This is a genomic window from Amycolatopsis lexingtonensis (assembly GCF_014873755.1).
GTDB lineage: Bacteria > Actinomycetota > Actinomycetes > Mycobacteriales > Pseudonocardiaceae > Amycolatopsis > Amycolatopsis lexingtonensis.
Genome location: NZ_JADBEG010000001.1, coordinates 4,228,548 through 4,245,461, shown reverse-complemented (window position 1 = coordinate 4,245,461; position 16,914 = coordinate 4,228,548). Strand labels below are relative to the sequence as shown.

The following is a 16,914-nucleotide window of genomic DNA, read 5'->3' as shown; positions in this document are numbered from 1 at the left end:
GGCGACCGGGGGGCGCAGCCCGTCAGGGGTGCTCGGCTCGCACCTGGGTCGCCGCCGTGACCAGGTTGCGTAGCGCTGGTTCCACCTCCGCGTAGCCGCGCGTCTTCAGGCCGCAGTCCGGGTTCACCCACACCCGCGAAGGCGGCACCGCACCCACCGCCGTCCGCAGGGAAGCAGCGACTTCGGCCACCGACGGCACCCGCGGCGAGTGGATGTCGTACACGCCAGGGCCGACGCCGCGGGTGAAGCCGGCCGCGGCGAGGTCGGTCAGCACCTCCATCTTCGAGCGCGCCGCCTCGATCGACGTCACGTCCGCGTCCAGCGCGTCGATCGCCGGCAGGACCTCGCCGAACTCCGAGTAGCACATGTGCGTGTGGATCTGGGTCGTGTCCGCGATCCCCGACGTCGCCAGCCGGAACGCCGACACCGCCCACTCGAAGTAGGCGGCGTGCGCGGAACGCCACAGCGGCAGCAGTTCCCGCAACGCCGGCTCGTCGACCTGGACGATCCGGATGCCCGCCGCCTCCAGGTCGCGGACCTCGTCGCGGATCGCCAGCGCCACCTGCCGCGCCGTCTCGGGCAGGGGCTGGTCGTCGCGGACGAACGACCACGCCAGGATCGTCACCGGGCCGGTCAGCATCCCCTTGACCGGCTTGCGCGTCAGGCTCTGCGCGTACCGGGCCCACGCGACAGTCATCGGCGCCGGCCGCGAGACGTCGCCGTGGAGGATCGGCGGGCGGACGCAGCGGGAGCCGTACGACTGCACCCAGCCGTGCGCGGTCGCGGCGAACCCGCTCAGCTGCTCGGCGAAGTACTGCACCATGTCGTTGCGCTCCGGCTCGCCGTGCACCAGCACGTCCAGCCCGAGGTCCTCCTGCAGCCGGACGACCCGCTCGACTTCGCGGCGCATCGCGGCGTCGTACCCGGCGTCGTCGAGCGTCCCCGCCCGGTGCGCCGCCCGCGCCCGGCGCACGTCCGCGGTCTGCGGGAACGAGCCGATCGTCGTGGTCGGCAGCGGCGGCAGCCCGAGCGCGGCCTGCTGGGCGGCGGCACGCTGTTCGTACGGCGCCCGGGAGTCCGCCTCGAGCGTGGCCAGCCGCGCCCGGACGCCCGGATCGGCCGCCGCCGCCCGGTCCGCGACCGCCGCCCGCGCCGCGGCCAGGTCCGGGGATCCGCCCCGCAGCGCGCGGCCGAGCAGCACGACTTCGTCGACCTTCTGCCGCGCGAACGCGAGCCAGCTCTTCAGCCGCGGGTGCAGATCCTCGCGCGAGACGTCGTAGGGCACGTGCAGCAGCGAGCACGACGTCGAGACGCTCACGGACTTCGCGACGCCCAGCAGCGTCGCGGCCTTGCTCAGCGCCCGGTGCGGGTCGGTCCGCCAGACGTTGCGCCCGTCGACGACCCCGGCCACGACCTCCTTGTCCCGCAACGCCGGTTCGGCCGCTACGGTGTCCACAAAGGACTCGTCGGTGACCAGGTCGACGGCGAGCGCGTCGATCGGCGCGCGGGCCAGCACCCCGAGCCCGCGGCCCAGCCCGCCGAAGTACCCGGCCACCAGCAGCTTCGGCCGCGCCGTCGCCTTCCCGAGCCAGTGGTACGCGCGGATCAGCGCGTTCAGCTCGGCTTCGGTGCGGTCGGCGGCGAACGCGGGCTCGTCGAGCTGGACCCATTCCGCGCCCTCGTCGTGCAGCTTCGCCAGCAGATCGGAGTAGCGGGGGAGCAGCGTGTCGAGCAGTTCCAGCGGGGCGAACCCGGCGGTGCCCTTGCACAGCAGCAGGAACGTGACCGGGCCGAGCAGCACCGGCCGCGTCTCGATGCCGAGGGCGCGGGCCTCCCGGTACTCGTCGAGCGGCTTGGTCCCGGCGAGCGTGAATTCGGTGTCCGGGCCCAGTTCGGGGACGATGTAGTGGTAGTTCGTGTCGAACCACTTGGTCATTTCCAGCGCCGGCGCGTCCTGGACACCCCGCGCGGCGGCGAAGTACGTGTCGAGCGGCGAAAGACCCGGCCGGGCGGGCAGCGCGCCGAACAGCGCGGCGGTGTCGAGCACGTGGTCGTAGTGCGAGAACGTGTTGGACGGGACCGAATCCAGCCCGGCGTCGCGCAGTTCGCGCCAGGTCCGTTCCCGCAGGTCACGCCCGGTGGCGAGCAACGCGGCTTCGTCGATCTTGCCCGCCCAGTAGCGCTCGAGGGCGCGTTTGAGCTCCCGGTCCGGGCCGATCCGGGGGTAGCCGAGCACAGTGGTGCCGATGGTCACAGCTCTCTCCTCGCGAGCTAGTCCGAAGAGCCCGGACGCGCGCGAAGGCGAGCGTTTCGGTCGTGCCCATCCCGCGAGGCCCGGACTCGCGCACGCCGTCGGCGCACGCGCCACGGGCAGGTCTTCGGACTCGTGGGCGTGCTGCTCGCGCCTACCGGCCGTCGCTTCCCAAGCTGGTGCTCAGTGCTTCTTGACGGCTTTCGTTCCCACTCACCGCTGCGGGGCAGTCCCGGATTCGCACCGGGTTCCCTGTTGCCTCGACCGGGACGTGACCGGGCACATAAAAAAGCTCGGCCACGCCACGGGCGAACCAGTGGCGTGGCCGAGCCTAGCGGGAAGGATCAGTCCCAGTCGAGAGCGCCGCCCGACTGGTACTCGATGACGCGGGTCTCGAAGAAGTTCTTCTCCTTCTTCAGGTCCATCGCCTCGGACATCCACGGGAACGGGTTCTCGGTCTCACCGAAGATCGGGGCGAGCCCGATCTGCTGCGCGCGCCGGTCGGTGATGAAGTGCATGTACTGCTCGCACAGCTGCGCCGACAGGCCGAGCATGCCGCGCGGCATGGTGTCGCGCGCGTAGTTGACCTCGAGCTCGCACGCCTCCTTCAGCATCCCACGCACCTCGGCCTGGAACTCCTCGGTCCACAGGTGCGGGTTCTCGATCTTGATCTGGTTGATGCAGTCGATGCCGAAGTTCAGGTGGATCGACTCGTCGCGCAGGATGTACTGGTACTGCTCGGCGATGCCGACCATCTTGTTGCGGCGGCCCAGCGACAGGATCTGCGCGAAGCCGGTGTAGAACCACATGCCCTCGAAGATCACGTAGAACGCGACGAGGTCGCGCAGGAACGCCTGGTCGGCTTCCGGCGTGCCGGTCTCGAAGTCCGGGTTCTCCAGGTTCTGCGTGTACTTCAGCGCCCACGCGTCCTTGTCCGAAATGGACGGGACCTCGCGGTACATGTTGAACAGCTCGCCCTCGACCAGGCCGAGGCTCTCGCAGATGTACTGGAAGGTGTGCGTGTGCACGGCTTCCTCGAACGCCTGGCGCAGCAGGTACTGGCGGCACTCGGGGTTGGTGATCTGCCGGTACACCGCGAGCACGATGTTGTTGGCCACCAGAGACTCCGCGGTCGCGAAGAAGCCCAGGTTGCGCTTGAGCATCTGCCGCTCGTCCTCGGTGAGGCCGTCCGGCGACTTCCACAGCGCGATGTCGGCCTGCATGGCGACCTCGGTCGGCATCCAGTGGTTGTTGCAGCCGGCGAGGTACTTCTCCCACGCCCACTTGTACTTCATCGGCAGCAGCTGGTTGACGTCGGCGCGCGCGTTGATCATGCGCTTGTCGTCGACGTTGATCCGGGCGGCGCCGACCTCGATCTCCCCGAGGCCGGTGGCGTCCGTCGTCTCCACGTTGGTCATGTTCTTCGGGATCCTTACTGGCAGGCTTCGCAGTCGGGGTCGTCGATGCGGCAGGCGGCGCCTTCGGTGGCGACGAAGTCGACGTCGGGCTCCGGCTTCGGAGCGGGCGTCGGCGTCGGAGCCGGGGCCGGGGTCGGCGCGGCGGCCGGGACGGCTGCGGCGGGTGCCGGGGTGGCCGAGACGGCGTTCAGCTTGCCGTCGGTGCCGCGCAGGGTGCTCTTCTCCACGTGCGTCGCGGACTGCGCGCGCAGGTAGTACGTGGTCTTGAGGCCCTTGTGCCACGCGTAGCGGTACAGCTGGTCGAGCTTGCGGCCACTCGGCGCCGCGATGTAGAGGTTCAGCGACTGCGCCTGGTCGATCCACTTCTGGCGCACCGAACCGGCGTCCACGATCCACTTCGACTCGATCTCGAACGCCGTGGCGTACAGCGCCTTCAGGTCGTCCGGGACGCGGTCGATCTGGCCGAGGCTGCCGTCGAAGTACTTGAGGTCCGACACCATGACCTCGTCCCACAGCCCGCGCTGCTTGAGCGAGCGGACCAGGTGCGGGTTGACCACGGTGAAGTCGCCGGACATGTTCGACTTGACGAACAGGTTCTGGAACAGCGGCTCGATCGACTGGCCGACCCCGGAGATGTTGGAGATCGTCGCGGTCGGCGCGATCGCCATCACGTTGGAGTTGCGCATGCCGACGGTCTTGACGCGCTCGCGCAGCGGCGCCCAGTCCAAAGTGGACGAGGTGTCGACGTCGAGTGCGTCACCCTGGCGGGCGTCGATGAGCAGCTGCAGCGAGTCGATCGGCAGGATGCCCTTGCTCCACAGCGATCCCTCGAACGACTGGTACTGGCCGCGCTCCTCGGCGAGGTCGGTCGAGGCCGAGATCGCGTAGTAGGAGAGGTGCTCCATCGAGACGTCGGCGAACTTCACGGCCTCTTCGGAGGCGAAGGGGACGCCGATCTCGAACAGCGCGTCCTGGAAGCCCATGATGCCCAGGCCGACCGGGCGGTGGCGCAGGTTGGAGCGGCGCGCCTCCGGGATCGTGTAGAAGTTGATGTCGATCACGTTGTCCAGCATGCGGACGGCCGTGCGCACGGTCTTCTCGAGGCGCTTGGTGTCCAGGCCCTCGGGGGTGACGTGCTTGAGCAGGTTGACCGAGCCGAGGTTGCAGACCGCGACCTCTTCGCTGTTGGTGTTCAGCGTGATTTCGGTGCACAGGTTGGACGAGTGCACGACGCCGACGTGCTGCTGCGGCGAGCGCAGGTTGCACGGGTCCTTGAACGTGATCCACGGGTGGCCGGTCTCGAACAGCATGGTCAGCATGCGGCGCCACAGCTCCACCGCGCGGATCTTGCGGAAGACCTTGATCTCGCCGCGCTCGGCCTTCGCCTCGTACTCGCGGTAGCGGGCGGAGAACTCGTTGCCGTAGAGGTCGTGCAGGTCCGGCGTCTCGTTCGGCGAGAACAGCGTCCACTCGGCGTTGGCCTCGACGCGGCGGAGGAACTCGTCGGGCACCCAGTTCGCGGTGTTCATGTCGTGGGTGCGGCGGCGGTCGTCACCGGTGTTCTTGCGCAGGTCGAGGAACTCCTCGATGTCCACGTGCCACGTCTCGAGGTACGCGCACGCCGCGCCCTTGCGCTTGCCGCCCTGGTTGACCGCGACGGCGGTGTCGTTGGCGATCTTGAGGAACGGCACGACGCCCTGCGACTGGCCGTTGGTGCCCTTGATGTGCGCGCCGAGGCCGCGGACCGGGGTCCAGTCGTTGCCGAGGCCGCCCGAGTACTTCGCCAGCAGCGCGTTGTTCTTGTACGCCTGGAAGATCGAGTCCAGGTCGTCGTCCACCGTGGTCAGGAAGCAGGACGACAGCTGCGGGCGCGTGGTGCCCGAGTTGAACAGCGTCGGCGTGGACGCCATGAAGTGGAACGTCGAGAGCAGCTCGTAGAACTCGATCGCGCGGGCTTCCTTGTCGGCCTCGCGGATGGCGAGCCCCATCGCGACGCGCATGAAGAACGCCTGCGGCAGCTCGAAGCGGGTGCCGTCGTGGTGCTGGAAGTACCGGTCGTACAGCGTCTGCAGGCCGAGGAACCCGAAGTCGAGGTCGCGCTCGGGCCGGATCGCGGCGGTGATCTTGTCCAGGTCGAAGCGCAGCAGCTCGCCGTCGACCAGCTCCAGCTCGACCGCGCGGCGCAGGTAGGCGCGGAAGTACGGCGCGTACTCGGTGGTCATCTCGTCCTGGCTGGCCTGGCGCGGCTTGCCCGCCAGGTAGCTCAGCGCCTCGCCGCGCAGCTTGTCCAGCAGCAGGCGGGCGGAGACGAAGGAGTAGTTCGGCTCCTGCTCGACCAGCACGCGGGCGGCCAGGACCTGGGCCAGGGCCAGCTCGTCGGCGCTGATGCCGTCGTAGAGGTTGCGCTTGGCCTCGGCCAGCACCGGCTCCGCGGAGACGTCATCGAGGCCGGCGACGGCTTCGCCCACGACGTGGGACACGCGTGCCCAGTCGAGCGGGCGCAGCACGCCGTCGGTGCCCTTGACGTTCAGCGTCGCTTCGGTGGTGGCGGGCTTGGCGGCCTCGCGGGCCTTGCTGCGCTCCTCGCGGTAGAGGACGTAGGCGCGGGCGACCTTGTGGTGCTCGCCGCGCATGAGGGCGAGCTCGACGATGTCCTGGATCTGCTCGATGTGCAGGGCGGTCTCGGGGCCGGCGTGGCGCAGCAGCGTGGTCTCGACCTGCTGGGTCAGCTCCGCGACGACGTGGTGCACGCGGGAGGACGCGGCGGCGTCGCCGCCCTCGACCGCGAGGAACGCCTTCGTCAGCGCGACCGAGATCTTCCCGGCGTCGAACGGCGACACGCTGCCGTCCCGCCGGATGACCCGGATCGCGGTGGGTGTGTCGGCGGCTGAGGGCCGCTGACCGGTTTCGACTGACATGCGTGTCTCCAAATTTGGGCGCGTTCGATCGCCACACGGCGTCATGAGGCCGTGCGCTGCGGTTTCTCCAAAGCTGCCCGGCGACCCTCTGCAGCGGTCTCCCCGTCGCTGGGGGCTGCCGGTCACCAGAGACTACATGTAGGGGTCGGTCCGCGCGCGGGACCCAAGGGATGGCGTGTCGGGGGCTCACCCTGCCGGGTTACGTGATCACCGAGAGGTGCAGTTCAAGGTGCGCGGGCGCGCTGGCGGCAGTAGGTTCCGAGGCCGTTGCGGCCCGAGCGGACCACGGGTGCCGGTGGTCCGGTCGGGCGCGCGGGCGCGGCGATGTCTTGAATGAGTCATTCAGGACCTCCGAAGACCTGAATGAGTCATTCAAGACGTTGGGCGGGGGCCTCAGGCGCCGAAGCGCAACTCCGACGCGGGGAGTTCCAGGCTCGCCACCGGGCGGCGCCCGTCGAGGTAGCCCAGCGGGCCGTCCGGGTTGAAGCTCCAGTCCGCCGACGCCGGGCGCGGGCGGATCTTCGCGCCCACCGGGGTGCGCAGCAGGCCGTCGCGCTCCTGGACCACCTCGAACGACGTCGGCAGCCGCAGCGGCAGGCCCGGGCGGCGCTTGAACGCGGCCGTCGCGATCCAGTCGCCGGACGTGGCCGCGGTCGCCGTGAAGGCGGGGCCGCTCGTGAAGTCCAGGGTGGCCAGGCCCTTCGGGATCGCCCACAGCTCGCGGCCGCCGGCCATCGACGCCTCGCTGTCGACCCAGATCTCGGTGATCGAGCAGGACACCCGGCGTGCCTTGATCGAGACCGCGGCCAGCAGCTCGTGGTACGCCAGCTGCCCGGGCGGGGTGTAGTCGATCCACGCCGTGAACACCGACGCCTGGCCCGCGACGAGCAGCGGCGACGCACCAGGAGGCAGCGGCGGCAGCTGGGACGGCGGCACCCGCCAGATCGAGACGCGCGCGTCGGCGGTCAGGTGCCAGGGCTGCGGGGGATAGAGGCTCATTTGTCCAACCAGGGGAGGTACGAAGGCAGGTCCTTGTCGACGCGCATGCCGAATTCCGGCGGCCGCTTCTGCAGGAACGACATGACGCCCTCGACCGCGTCCGGGCTCGCGCCCAGGCCGCCGATCAGGCGGGAGTCGAGTTCGTGCACCGGGAACGGCGACTGCGCGCCCGCCATCCGGTAGAGCAGCTGGCGGGTCACCGCGACCGACACCGGCGCCGTCGCCGAGACGATCTCGCGGGCCAGCGCGTAGGCCTCGTCGAGGACCGTCCCAGCGGGGAAGACCTTGTGCACCAAGCCCTTTTCGAGGGCTTCGGACGCGGGGAACACCCGGCCGCTGATCATCCAGTCCAGCGCCGTGCCCATCCCGACGAGCCGGGGGAGGAACCACGCCGACGCGCCTTCGGGGTAGATGCCGCGGCGCGTGAACACGAAGCCGAAGCGGGAATCCTCCGACGCGAGCCGGTAGTCGCACGACAGCGTGATGGTGATGCCGCCGCCGACCGCCGCGCCGTGCAGGGCCGCGATCACCGGCTTGTTCATCGTGAAGATCCGCTTCGAGCACCGGCCGGCGGGCTCCTGCCACGCCGCGTCCGGGCCGGTCGACGGGTCGAAGTCGAAGCCGCCCTGCGAGAGGTCGGCGCCCACGCAGAAGTCCTTGCCCGCACCGGTCAGTACGGCCACGCGGACGTCCTCGTCGCGGTCCGCGCGGTCCATCGCCGCGCCGAGCTCGTCGGCCATCCGGATCGTGTAGCCGTTGCGCGCCTCGGGGCGGTTCAACGTCACCGTGGCGATCCGGTCCGCGACGGCGTAGGTGATCTCGGCGTAGTCGGCCATGCCGGAAAACTATTGCAGAACGACGCTACTGGCAAGATGTCAATAGTGGATCCGCAGCGTCCGGGGTGAAACAATCAGGCGTGCTTGATTTTTCCGAGCGCCGGTGCGACCCTGGGCCCCAGGACGCAAGGAGGCGGCGGATGGCGGATCTCGGCGTGATCCTCGGGGATCTCGACGCGGAGACACGGACGATCGACGACGCGGTGGCGGACCTGCCGGCGCCGGACTGGGCGCGGGCCACGCCCGCCGAGGGGTGGACGGTCGCGCACCAGATCGCCCACCTGGCCTGGACCGACCGGAAGGCCCTGATCGCGGCGGCCCACCCGGAGGACTGGCAGGCCGAGGTCGAGGAGCTGCTCAAGGCGGGGGAGACCTACGTCGACGACGGCGCCGAGGCCGGGGCGCGGCGCCCGCCGCGGGAGATCCTCGAAGACTGGCGCGCCGGGCGGGCGGCGCTGGCCGAAGCGCTCGCGGCCGTGCCGGACGGGCAGAAGCTGCCCTGGTACGGCCCGCCGATGAGCGCCGCCTCGATGGCCACGGCGCGGATGATGGAGACCTGGGCGCACGGCCAGGACATCTTCGACGCCCTCGGCCTGACCCGCGAGCCCACCGCGCGGCTGTGGCACATCGCCCGCTTCGGCACGCGCACCCGCGACTTCGCCTACCTGACCCACTCGCTCGCGCCGCCGGCGGAGGAGTTCCGCGTCGAACTCGCCGCGCCGGACGGCACGACCTGGGCGTTCGGCCCGGAGGACGCCGAGCAGAAGCTGACCGGCAGCGCGCTGGACTTCTGCCTGGTCGTCACGCAGCGGCGGCACCCGGCCGACACGGACCTCGTGGCGCAGGGCACCGACGTCGAGGAGTGGCTGACCATCGCGCAGGCGTTCGCCGGGCCGCCCGGGAACGGCCGGAAGCCGGGGCAGTTCGCATGACCTACCGCATCGGCAACGCCTCCGGGTTCTACGGCGACCGGTTTTCCGCGGTTCGCGAGATGCTCACCGGCGGCCCCCTCGATGTCCTGACCGGCGACTACCTGGCCGAGCTGACCATGCTCATCCTCGGCCGCGACCGGATGAAGGACGCCAACCGCGGCTACGCCAAGACGTTCCTGCGCCAGATGGAGGAAAACCTCGGCCTGGCACAGGAAAAGGGCGTCAAGATCGTCGCCAACGCGGGCGGGCTCAACCCCGCCGGGCTCGCGGACGCGCTGCGCGAGCTGGCCGGTCGCCTCGGGCTCGACGTCAAGATCGCCCACGTCGAAGGGGACGACCTGGTCGCGCGCGCCGAGGAGCTGGAACTCGGGAAACCGTTGACCGCCAATGCCTATCTCGGCGCGTGGGGCATCGTCGAGTGCCTGAACGCGGGCGCGGACGTCGTCGTCACCGGGCGCGTCACCGATGCCTCGGTGATCGTCGGCCCGGCCGCCGCGCACTACGGCTGGGCTCGTGACGACTTCGACGCCCTCGCCGGTGCGGTCGCCGCCGGGCACGTCATCGAATGCGGCGCCCAGGCCACCGGCGGCAACTATGCCTTCTTCACCGAGCACTCCCTGGGCGTGCCGGGGTTCCCGATCGCCGAGATCGAGGCCGACGGTTCCAGTGTCATCACCAAGCACCCGGGCACCGGGGGAGTGGTGAACACCGGGACGGTCAAAGCCCAGCTGCTGTACGAGATCACCGGCGCGCGCTACGCCGGACCGGACGTCACCACCCGGTTCGACACGTTGTCGCTGACCGAAGACGGGCCGGACCGCGTCCGCATCTCCGGCGTCCGCGGGGAAGCCCCGCCGCCGACGCTGAAGGTCGCGCTGAACACCCTCGGCGGGTTCCGCAACGAGACGACGTTCGTCCTCACCGGACTCGACATCGAGGCGAAAGCCGCGCTGGTCAAGGAACAGCTCGAAGCGTCCTTGAAGGACCGGCCGCCCGCCGACGTCCGCTGGACCCTCGCGCGCACCGATCACGCCGACGCCGACACCGAGCAGACCGCGAGCGCGCTCCTGCACGTGGCCGTGAAGGACGCCGACCCGAAGGTGGCCGGGCGCGCGTTCACCGGCGCCGCCGTCGAGCTGGCCTTGGCGAGCTACCCCGGGTTCCACGTCACCGCGCCGCCGTCGGACGCCTCGCCGTTCGGCGTCTACACCGCGGCCTATGTGGACGCCGGGAAGGTGCCGCACGTCGCCGTGCTGCCGGACGGGATGCGGGTCGACATAGCGCCTTCGACGTCCACTCAGGACTTGTCCGATGTGGACGATCCCGCGCTGCCCGAACCCCTGGACCACGGGCCGGTGCGCCGCGTGCCGCTGGGCACGATCGTCGGAGCCCGCAGCGGGGACAAGGGCGGCAACGCCAACCTCGGCGTCTGGGTGCGTTCCGAAGAGGCCTGGCGGTGGCTGGTGCACCGGCTGACCGTGGCCGAGTTCAAGCTGCTGCTGCCCGAGACCGCGGACCTGCCGGTGACGCGCTACCTGCTGCCGAACCTGTGGGCGATGAACTTCGTCGTCGAGGGCATCCTCGGGCAGGGCGTCGCCTCGCAGGCGCGGTTCGACCCGCAGGCCAAGGCGTTCGGCGAATGGCTGCGCTCCCGTGAAATCGACGTCCCCGAGGTGCTCCTGTGACCGATCCCTTCCGGACGCCCGAACGGGCCGAGCTGCGCAAGACCGTGCGCAGGTTCGTCGAGCAGGAAGTCCTGCCGCACCTCGACGACTGGGAGCGAGACGGCGAGCTCCCGCGCGACCTGCACCGCAAGGCCGGCGAGCTGGGCCTGCTCGGCGTCGCCTTCCCCGAGGAGATCGGCGGGGGTGACGGCAACTACCTCGACGCGCTGGTCGTCGCCGAGGAGATGCACTACGCGGGCGGCTCCGGCGGGCTCTTCGCGTCGCTGTTCACCTGCGGCATCGCCGTCCCGCACATCGCCGAGGCGAACGACCCGGTGCAGATCGAACGCTGGGTGCGCCCGACGCTGGCCGGGGACAAGATCGGTTCGCTGGCCGTCACCGAACCGGACGGCGGCTCCGACGTCGCCGGGATCCGGACCACCGCCGTGCGCGAGGGTGACGAGTACGTCATCAACGGCGCCAAGACCTACATCACCTCCGGCTGCCGCGCCGACTTCGTCACGACGGTCGTGCGCACCGGCGGCGACGGCGCCCACGGGCTCTCGCTGATCGTCGTCGAACGCGGGACGCCCGGCTTCACCGTGTCCCGCAAGCTCGAGAAGATGGGCTGGCTCTGCTCCGACACCGCCGAACTGTCCTACGTGGACGTCCGGGTGCCGGTGGAGAACCTCGTCGGCGCCGAGAACAGCGGCTTCGCGCAGGTCGCTACCCAGTTCGTCACCGAGCGGCTTTCCCTGGCGGTGCAGGCGTACGCGCACGCCCAGCGGGCCCTCGACCTGACGCTGGACTGGTGCCGGCTGCGCGAGACGTTCGGCCGGCCGCTCATCTCGCGGCAGGTCGTGCAGCACAAGCTCACCGAGATGGCGCGCAAGGTGGACGTGGCGCGGACCTACACCCGGCAGGCCGCGATCCGGCACGTCTCGGGGGAAGAGGTCATCGCCGAAGCCTGTTTCGCGAAGAACACCGCCGTCGAGGCCGCCGAGTGGGTGGTCAACGAGGCCGTCCAGCTGCACGGCGGGCTCGGCTACATGCGCGAGTCCGAAGTGGAGCGGCACTACCGCGACGTCCGGATCCTCGGCATCGGCGGCGGCACCACCGAGATTCTCACCGGCCTGGCCGCGAAGCGATTGGGATACACCTCGTGACAACTCTGAGGTCCACTGTGGACACGCGGGCCGCCGAGTTCGGCGCGAACCGCGAAGCGATGCTGGAGAAGCTCGCCGAGATCGAGGCCGAGCAGGCCAAGGCCGTCGCGGGCGGCGGCGAGAAGTACGTCGAGCGTCACCGCAAGCGCGGCAAGCTCCTGGCCCGCGAGCGGATCGAGCTGCTGCTCGACCAGGACTCGCCGTTCCTCGAGCTGTCGCCGCTGGCCGCGTGGGGCACCGACTACCGCGTCGGCGCCAGCCTGGTCACCGGCATCGGCGTCGTCGAAGGCGTCGAGTGCCTGATCTCGGCCAGCGACCCGACGGTCAAGGGCGGGGCGAGCAACCCCTGGACGACGAAGAAGAGCTTCCGGGCCGCGGACATCGCCGCGCAGAACCGGCTGCCGTCGATCAACCTCGTCGAGTCCGGCGGGGCGGACCTGCCGACGCAGAAGGAGATCTTCATCCCGGGCGGGCGGATCTTCCGGGACATCACGCGCGCCTCGGCCGCGGGCTGCCCGACGGTCGCGCTGGTCTTCGGCAACTCCACCGCCGGCGGGGCGTACCTGCCGGGCATGTCGGACTACGTCGTGATGGTCAAGGAACGCGCGAAGGTGTTCCTCGGCGGGCCGCCGCTGGTCAAGATGGCGACCGGCGAGGAGTCCGACGACGAGTCGCTCGGCGGCGCCGAGATGCACGCGCGGACGTCCGGCCTGGCCGACTACCTGGCCGTCGACGAGCAGGACGCGATCCGCCTGGGCCGCAACATCATCAAGCGGCTCAACTGGACCAAGCAGGGCCCGACGCCGAAGCCGGACTACGCCGAGCCGCTGTACGACACCGAGGACCTGCTCGGCATCGTGCCGACCGACCTCAAGGTCCCGTTCGACCCGCGCGAGGTGATCGCCCGCGTCGTCGACGGCTCCGACTTCGACGAGTTCAAGCCGTTGTACGGGTCCTCACTGGTCACGGGCTGGGCGAGCATCCACGGCTACCCGGTCGGCGTGCTGGCCAACGCCCAGGGCGTGCTGTTCGGCGAGGAGTCGCAGAAGGCCGCGCAGTTCATCCAGCTGGCCAACCAGATCCACACGCCGCTGGTGTTCCTGCACAACACGACCGGCTACATGGTCGGCAAGGAGTACGAGCAGAGCGGCATCATCAAGCACGGCGCGATGATGATCAACGCCGTGTCGAACTCGAAGGTGCCGCACCTGTCCGTCCTCATGGGAGCGTCCTACGGCGCCGGGCACTACGGGATGTGCGGCCGCGCCTACGACCCCCGGTTCCTGTTCGCGTGGCCGAGCGCGAAGTCCGCGGTGATGGGCCCGGCGCAGCTGGCCGGCGTGCTGTCCATCGTGGCCCGCGCCGCCGCCGAGAGCCGGGGCCAGGAGTACAACGAGGAACACGACAAGGCCATGCGCGCCATGGTGGAAGGCCAGATCGAAGCCGAGTCGATGCCGATGTTCCTCTCCGGCATGCTCTACGACGACGGCATCATCGACCCGCGCGACACCCGCACCGTGCTGGGGCTGAGCCTGTCCGCGATCCACAATGGACCAGTGAAGGGCGCCGAGGGCTTCGGCGTCTTCCGGATGTGAGTGAGCGATGATCCAGAACCTGCTGGTCGCCAACCGCGGCGAGATCGCCCGCCGCGTGTTCCGCAGCTGCCGAGACGCCGGGATCGGCACGGTGGCGGTGTTCTCCGACGCCGATGCCGCCGCGCCCCACGCGCTGGAAGCCGACGCGGCCGTCCGGCTGCCCGGCAACGCGCCTTCGGAGACCTATCTCCGGGCCGAGCTGCTGGTGAAGGCCGCGGCCGACACCGGCGCCGACGCCGTCCACCCGGGCTACGGCTTCTTGTCCGAGAACGCCGCGTTCGCCCGGGCCGTGCTCGATGCCGGGCTGACGTGGGTCGGGCCGCCGCCCGAGGCCATCGAGACCATGGGCTCCAAAGTGGAGTCCAAGCGGCTGATGGCCGCGGCCGGGGTGCCCGTGCTGTCCGAACTGGACCCGGCGTCGGTGACGTCCGACGACTTGCCGTTGCTGGTCAAGGCGTCCGCCGGGGGTGGTGGCCGCGGGATGCGCGTGGTCCGCTCCCTCGACGAGCTGGCTGAGGCGGTCGAAGGGGCGAGCGCGGAGGCCGGGTCCGCGTTCGGCGACCCGACCGTCTTCTGCGAGCGGTACCTGGAGACCGGGCGGCACATCGAGGTCCAGGTCCTCGCGGACAAGCACGGCACGGTGTGGGCGGTGGGGGAGCGGGAGTGCTCGATCCAGCGCCGGCACCAGAAGGTCGTCGAGGAGGCGCCGTCGCCGTTCGTCGATGCCGCCATGCGTGAGGAGCTGTTCGAGGCCGCGCGCAAGGCCGCCAAGGCCATCGACTACGTCGGTGCGGGCACGGTCGAGTTCCTCGCCGGTCCCGACGGCCGGTTCTACTTCCTCGAGATGAACACCCGGCTGCAGGTCGAGCACCCGGTCACCGAGAACGTCACCGGCCTCGACCTGGTCGCGCTGCAGCTGCGGATCGCCGAGGGCGAGCGGCTCCCGGCCGACCCGCCGCCGACCGTCGGGCACTCGATCGAGGTCCGGCTCTACGCCGAAGACCCGGCCGCGGGCTGGCAGCCCCAGAGCGGCACGCTGCACACCTTCGAGGTGCCCGACGTGGACCGCCGGTTCACCGAAGGCGCCGGGCTGCGGCTGGACTCCGGGTTCGAGAGCGGCTCGGTGGTGGGCGTCCACTACGACCCGATGCTCGCCAAGGTGATCACCTGGGCGCCGACCCGGGCCGAGGCCGCGCGGCGACTCGCGAAGGCCTTGGCGGCGGCGAAGATCCACGGCGTCGTCACCAACCGCGACCTCCTGGTGAACATCCTGCGCCACGAAGCCTTCCTGGCGGGGGAGACCGACACGGCCTTCTTCGACCGCCACGGCCTCGACACCCTGGCCGCGCCACTGGCCACTGTGGACACCGAACGGCTCTCCGCGCTCGCGGCGGCGCTGGCGGACGCGGCGGGCAACCGGGCGTCGGCCACCACGCAGAGCAGGCTGCCGAGCGGCTGGCGCAACGTCCGCTCGGCCGGTCAGCGCAAGGTCTTCACGGTGGCCGACCGCGAATACGAGGTCGTCTACTCGCTCACCCGCGACGGCTTGCGGGCCGACGGGTTCGACGCCGGGCTGGTCAGCGCCGAGCCGGGGCGGGTCGTGCTCGAGGTGGGTGGCGTGCGGCGCGCGTTCGACGTCGCTCGTCACGACGGGGTGTCCTACGTGGACTCGGCGCTCGGTTCGGTGGCGCTGAAAGCCGAGCCGCGGTTCGCCGATCCCGACGCGGCGCTGGCCGCCGGGTCGCTGGTCGCGCCGATGCCGGGCACGGTCGTGCGGCTCGCCGTCCAGGCCGGGGACCCCGTGAAGGCGGGCGACCCGCTGCTGTGGCTCGAGGCGATGAAGATGGAACACCGGATCGCCGCACCCGCCGACGGCGTGGTGGCGGAACTGCCGGTCACGGTCGGACAGCAGGTCGAAGTGGGCACGATCCTCGCGGTGGTGGGAGAAGCAGAATGAACGCCATGAACTTCATCGAGCCGGAGGAGCGGATCGCGCTTCGCAAGGCCGTCGCCGAGCTGGGCGCCAAGTACGGGCACGAGTACTACGCCCGCAAGGCCCGTGCCGGCGAGAAGACCCACGAGCTGTGGGACGAGGCCGGGCGGCTGGGCTACCTCGGCGTCAACATCCCCGAGGAGTACGGCGGCGGGGGCGCGGGCATCGCCGACCTCGCCGCGGTGCTCGAAGAACTCGCCGCCGCGGGCTCGCCGCTGCTGCTGATGGTCGTCTCGCCGGCCATCTGCGGCACGGTCATCTCCCGCTTCGGCACCGAAGAGCAGAAGAAGCAGTGGCTGCCCGGCATCGCGGACGGCAGCAAGCGGATGGTCTTCGCGATCACCGAGCCGGACGCCGGGTCGAACTCGCACAAGATCACCACCACCGCCAAGCGCGACGGCGACGGCTGGGTCCTCAGTGGACGCAAGGTCTACATCTCCGGCGTCGACGAGGCCGACGCGGTGCTCGTCGTCGGCCGCATGGAGGACTCGAAGACCGGCAAGCTCAAGCCCGCGCTGTTCATCCTGCCGACCGGGACTCCAGGCTTCGAGTACACGAAGATCCCGATGGACATCATCGCGCCGGAGAACCAGTTCTCGCTGTTCCTCGACGACGTCAAGCTCCCGGCCGAGGCGCTGGTCGGCGAGGAGGACGCGGCGATCGCGCAGCTGTTCGCGGGCCTCAACCCGGAACGCATCATGGGCGCGTCGTTCTCCCTCGGCATCGCCCGGTACGCGCTGGCGAAGGCCGTCGGGTACGCGAACGAGCGGCAGGTCTGGGGCGCGCCGATCGGCAGCCACCAGGGCCTCGCGCACCCGCTGGCGGAGATCAAGATCGAGCTGGAACTGGCGAAGCTGATGACGCAGAAGGCGGCGTCGCTCTACGACTCCGGTGACGACTTCGGCGCGGGGGAGTCGGCCAACATGGCCAAGTACGCCGCCGCCGAGGTGGCCATCCGCGCGACGGACCAAGCCGTCCAAACGCACGGCGGCAACGGCCTCGCCACCGAGTACGGCCTCGGCACGCTGGTCACGGCGGTGCGGCTGGGCCGGATCGCACCGGTCAGCCGCGAGATGGTGCTCAACTTCGTCGGCCAGCACAGCCTCGGCCTGCCCAAGTCCTACTGACTACTGACCCCGAAG

Annotated in this window: 11 protein-coding genes and 1 riboswitch; of the genes, 6 read left to right on the top strand and 5 right to left on the bottom strand. The window is 70.5% G+C overall.

What is annotated here, in order from left to right:
* Window positions 1-22: 22 nt before the first annotated feature.
* The 5 genes from metE to H4696_RS18675 form a co-directional block, all read right to left on the bottom strand.
* On the bottom strand, window positions 23-2,254 hold the full coding sequence (gene metE / locus H4696_RS18695) for a 5-methyltetrahydropteroyltriglutamate--homocysteine S-methyltransferase (protein ID WP_086863877.1): 2,232 nt from the start codon (window positions 2,252-2,254) through the stop codon (window positions 23-25).
* Between the two features lie 98 nt (window positions 2,255-2,352).
* Window positions 2,353-2,544, bottom strand: a riboswitch (cobalamin riboswitch).
* A gap of 51 nt (window positions 2,545-2,595) precedes the next feature.
* Complete coding sequence (locus H4696_RS18690; RefSeq protein ID WP_086863876.1) at window positions 2,596-3,669, bottom strand: ribonucleotide-diphosphate reductase subunit beta; 1,074 nt, start codon at window positions 3,667-3,669, stop codon at window positions 2,596-2,598.
* 14 nt (window positions 3,670-3,683) lie between these two features.
* Window positions 3,684-6,587: a ribonucleoside-diphosphate reductase subunit alpha gene (locus H4696_RS18685; protein ID WP_086863875.1), complete on the bottom strand. Its 2,904-nt coding sequence runs from the start codon at window positions 6,585-6,587 to the stop codon at window positions 3,684-3,686.
* Between the two features lie 393 nt (window positions 6,588-6,980).
* Complete coding sequence (locus H4696_RS18680) at window positions 6,981-7,586, bottom strand: acetoacetate decarboxylase family protein (protein WP_086863874.1); 606 nt, start codon at window positions 7,584-7,586, stop codon at window positions 6,981-6,983.
* On the bottom strand, window positions 7,583-8,422 hold the full coding sequence (locus tag H4696_RS18675; protein WP_086863873.1) for an enoyl-CoA hydratase-related protein: 840 nt from the start codon (window positions 8,420-8,422) through the stop codon (window positions 7,583-7,585). Before H4696_RS18675 ends, H4696_RS18680 begins: the two co-directional genes overlap by 4 nt.
* Window positions 8,423-8,562: 140 nt before the next feature.
* On the opposite strand from H4696_RS18675, the gene H4696_RS18670 reads away from it, so the two are divergent.
* From H4696_RS18670 to H4696_RS18645, 6 genes are read left to right on the top strand one after another with little or no spacing between them, the layout of a single operon-like run.
* Window positions 8,563-9,354 (top strand): TIGR03084 family metal-binding protein, encoded by a 792-nt coding sequence (locus H4696_RS18670; RefSeq protein WP_086863872.1) that lies wholly within the window; start codon window positions 8,563-8,565, stop codon window positions 9,352-9,354.
* Window positions 9,351-11,039, top strand: a complete 1,689-nt coding sequence (locus tag H4696_RS18665) for an acyclic terpene utilization AtuA family protein (protein ID WP_086863871.1) — start codon at window positions 9,351-9,353, stop codon at window positions 11,037-11,039. The genes H4696_RS18670 and H4696_RS18665 overlap by 4 nt, the downstream gene beginning before the upstream one ends.
* A complete protein-coding gene (locus H4696_RS18660) occupies window positions 11,036-12,184 on the top strand; it encodes an acyl-CoA dehydrogenase family protein (RefSeq protein WP_086863870.1) in 1,149 nt (382 codons plus the stop codon). Before H4696_RS18665 ends, H4696_RS18660 begins: the two co-directional genes overlap by 4 nt.
* The gene (locus H4696_RS18655) at window positions 12,181-13,779 is read left to right on the top strand and encodes an acyl-CoA carboxylase subunit beta (protein WP_192782396.1); all 1,599 of its coding nucleotides are present in this window, start codon (window positions 12,181-12,183) and stop codon (window positions 13,777-13,779) included. The genes H4696_RS18660 and H4696_RS18655 overlap by 4 nt, the downstream gene beginning before the upstream one ends.
* Before the next feature lie 7 nt (window positions 13,780-13,786).
* Complete coding sequence (locus H4696_RS18650; RefSeq protein WP_086863868.1) at window positions 13,787-15,736, top strand: ATP-binding protein; 1,950 nt, start codon at window positions 13,787-13,789, stop codon at window positions 15,734-15,736.
* Window positions 15,733-16,899 (top strand): acyl-CoA dehydrogenase family protein, encoded by a 1,167-nt coding sequence (locus H4696_RS18645; RefSeq protein WP_086863867.1) that lies wholly within the window; start codon window positions 15,733-15,735, stop codon window positions 16,897-16,899. Before H4696_RS18650 ends, H4696_RS18645 begins: the two co-directional genes overlap by 4 nt.
* Window positions 16,900-16,914: the final 15 nt, after the last annotated feature.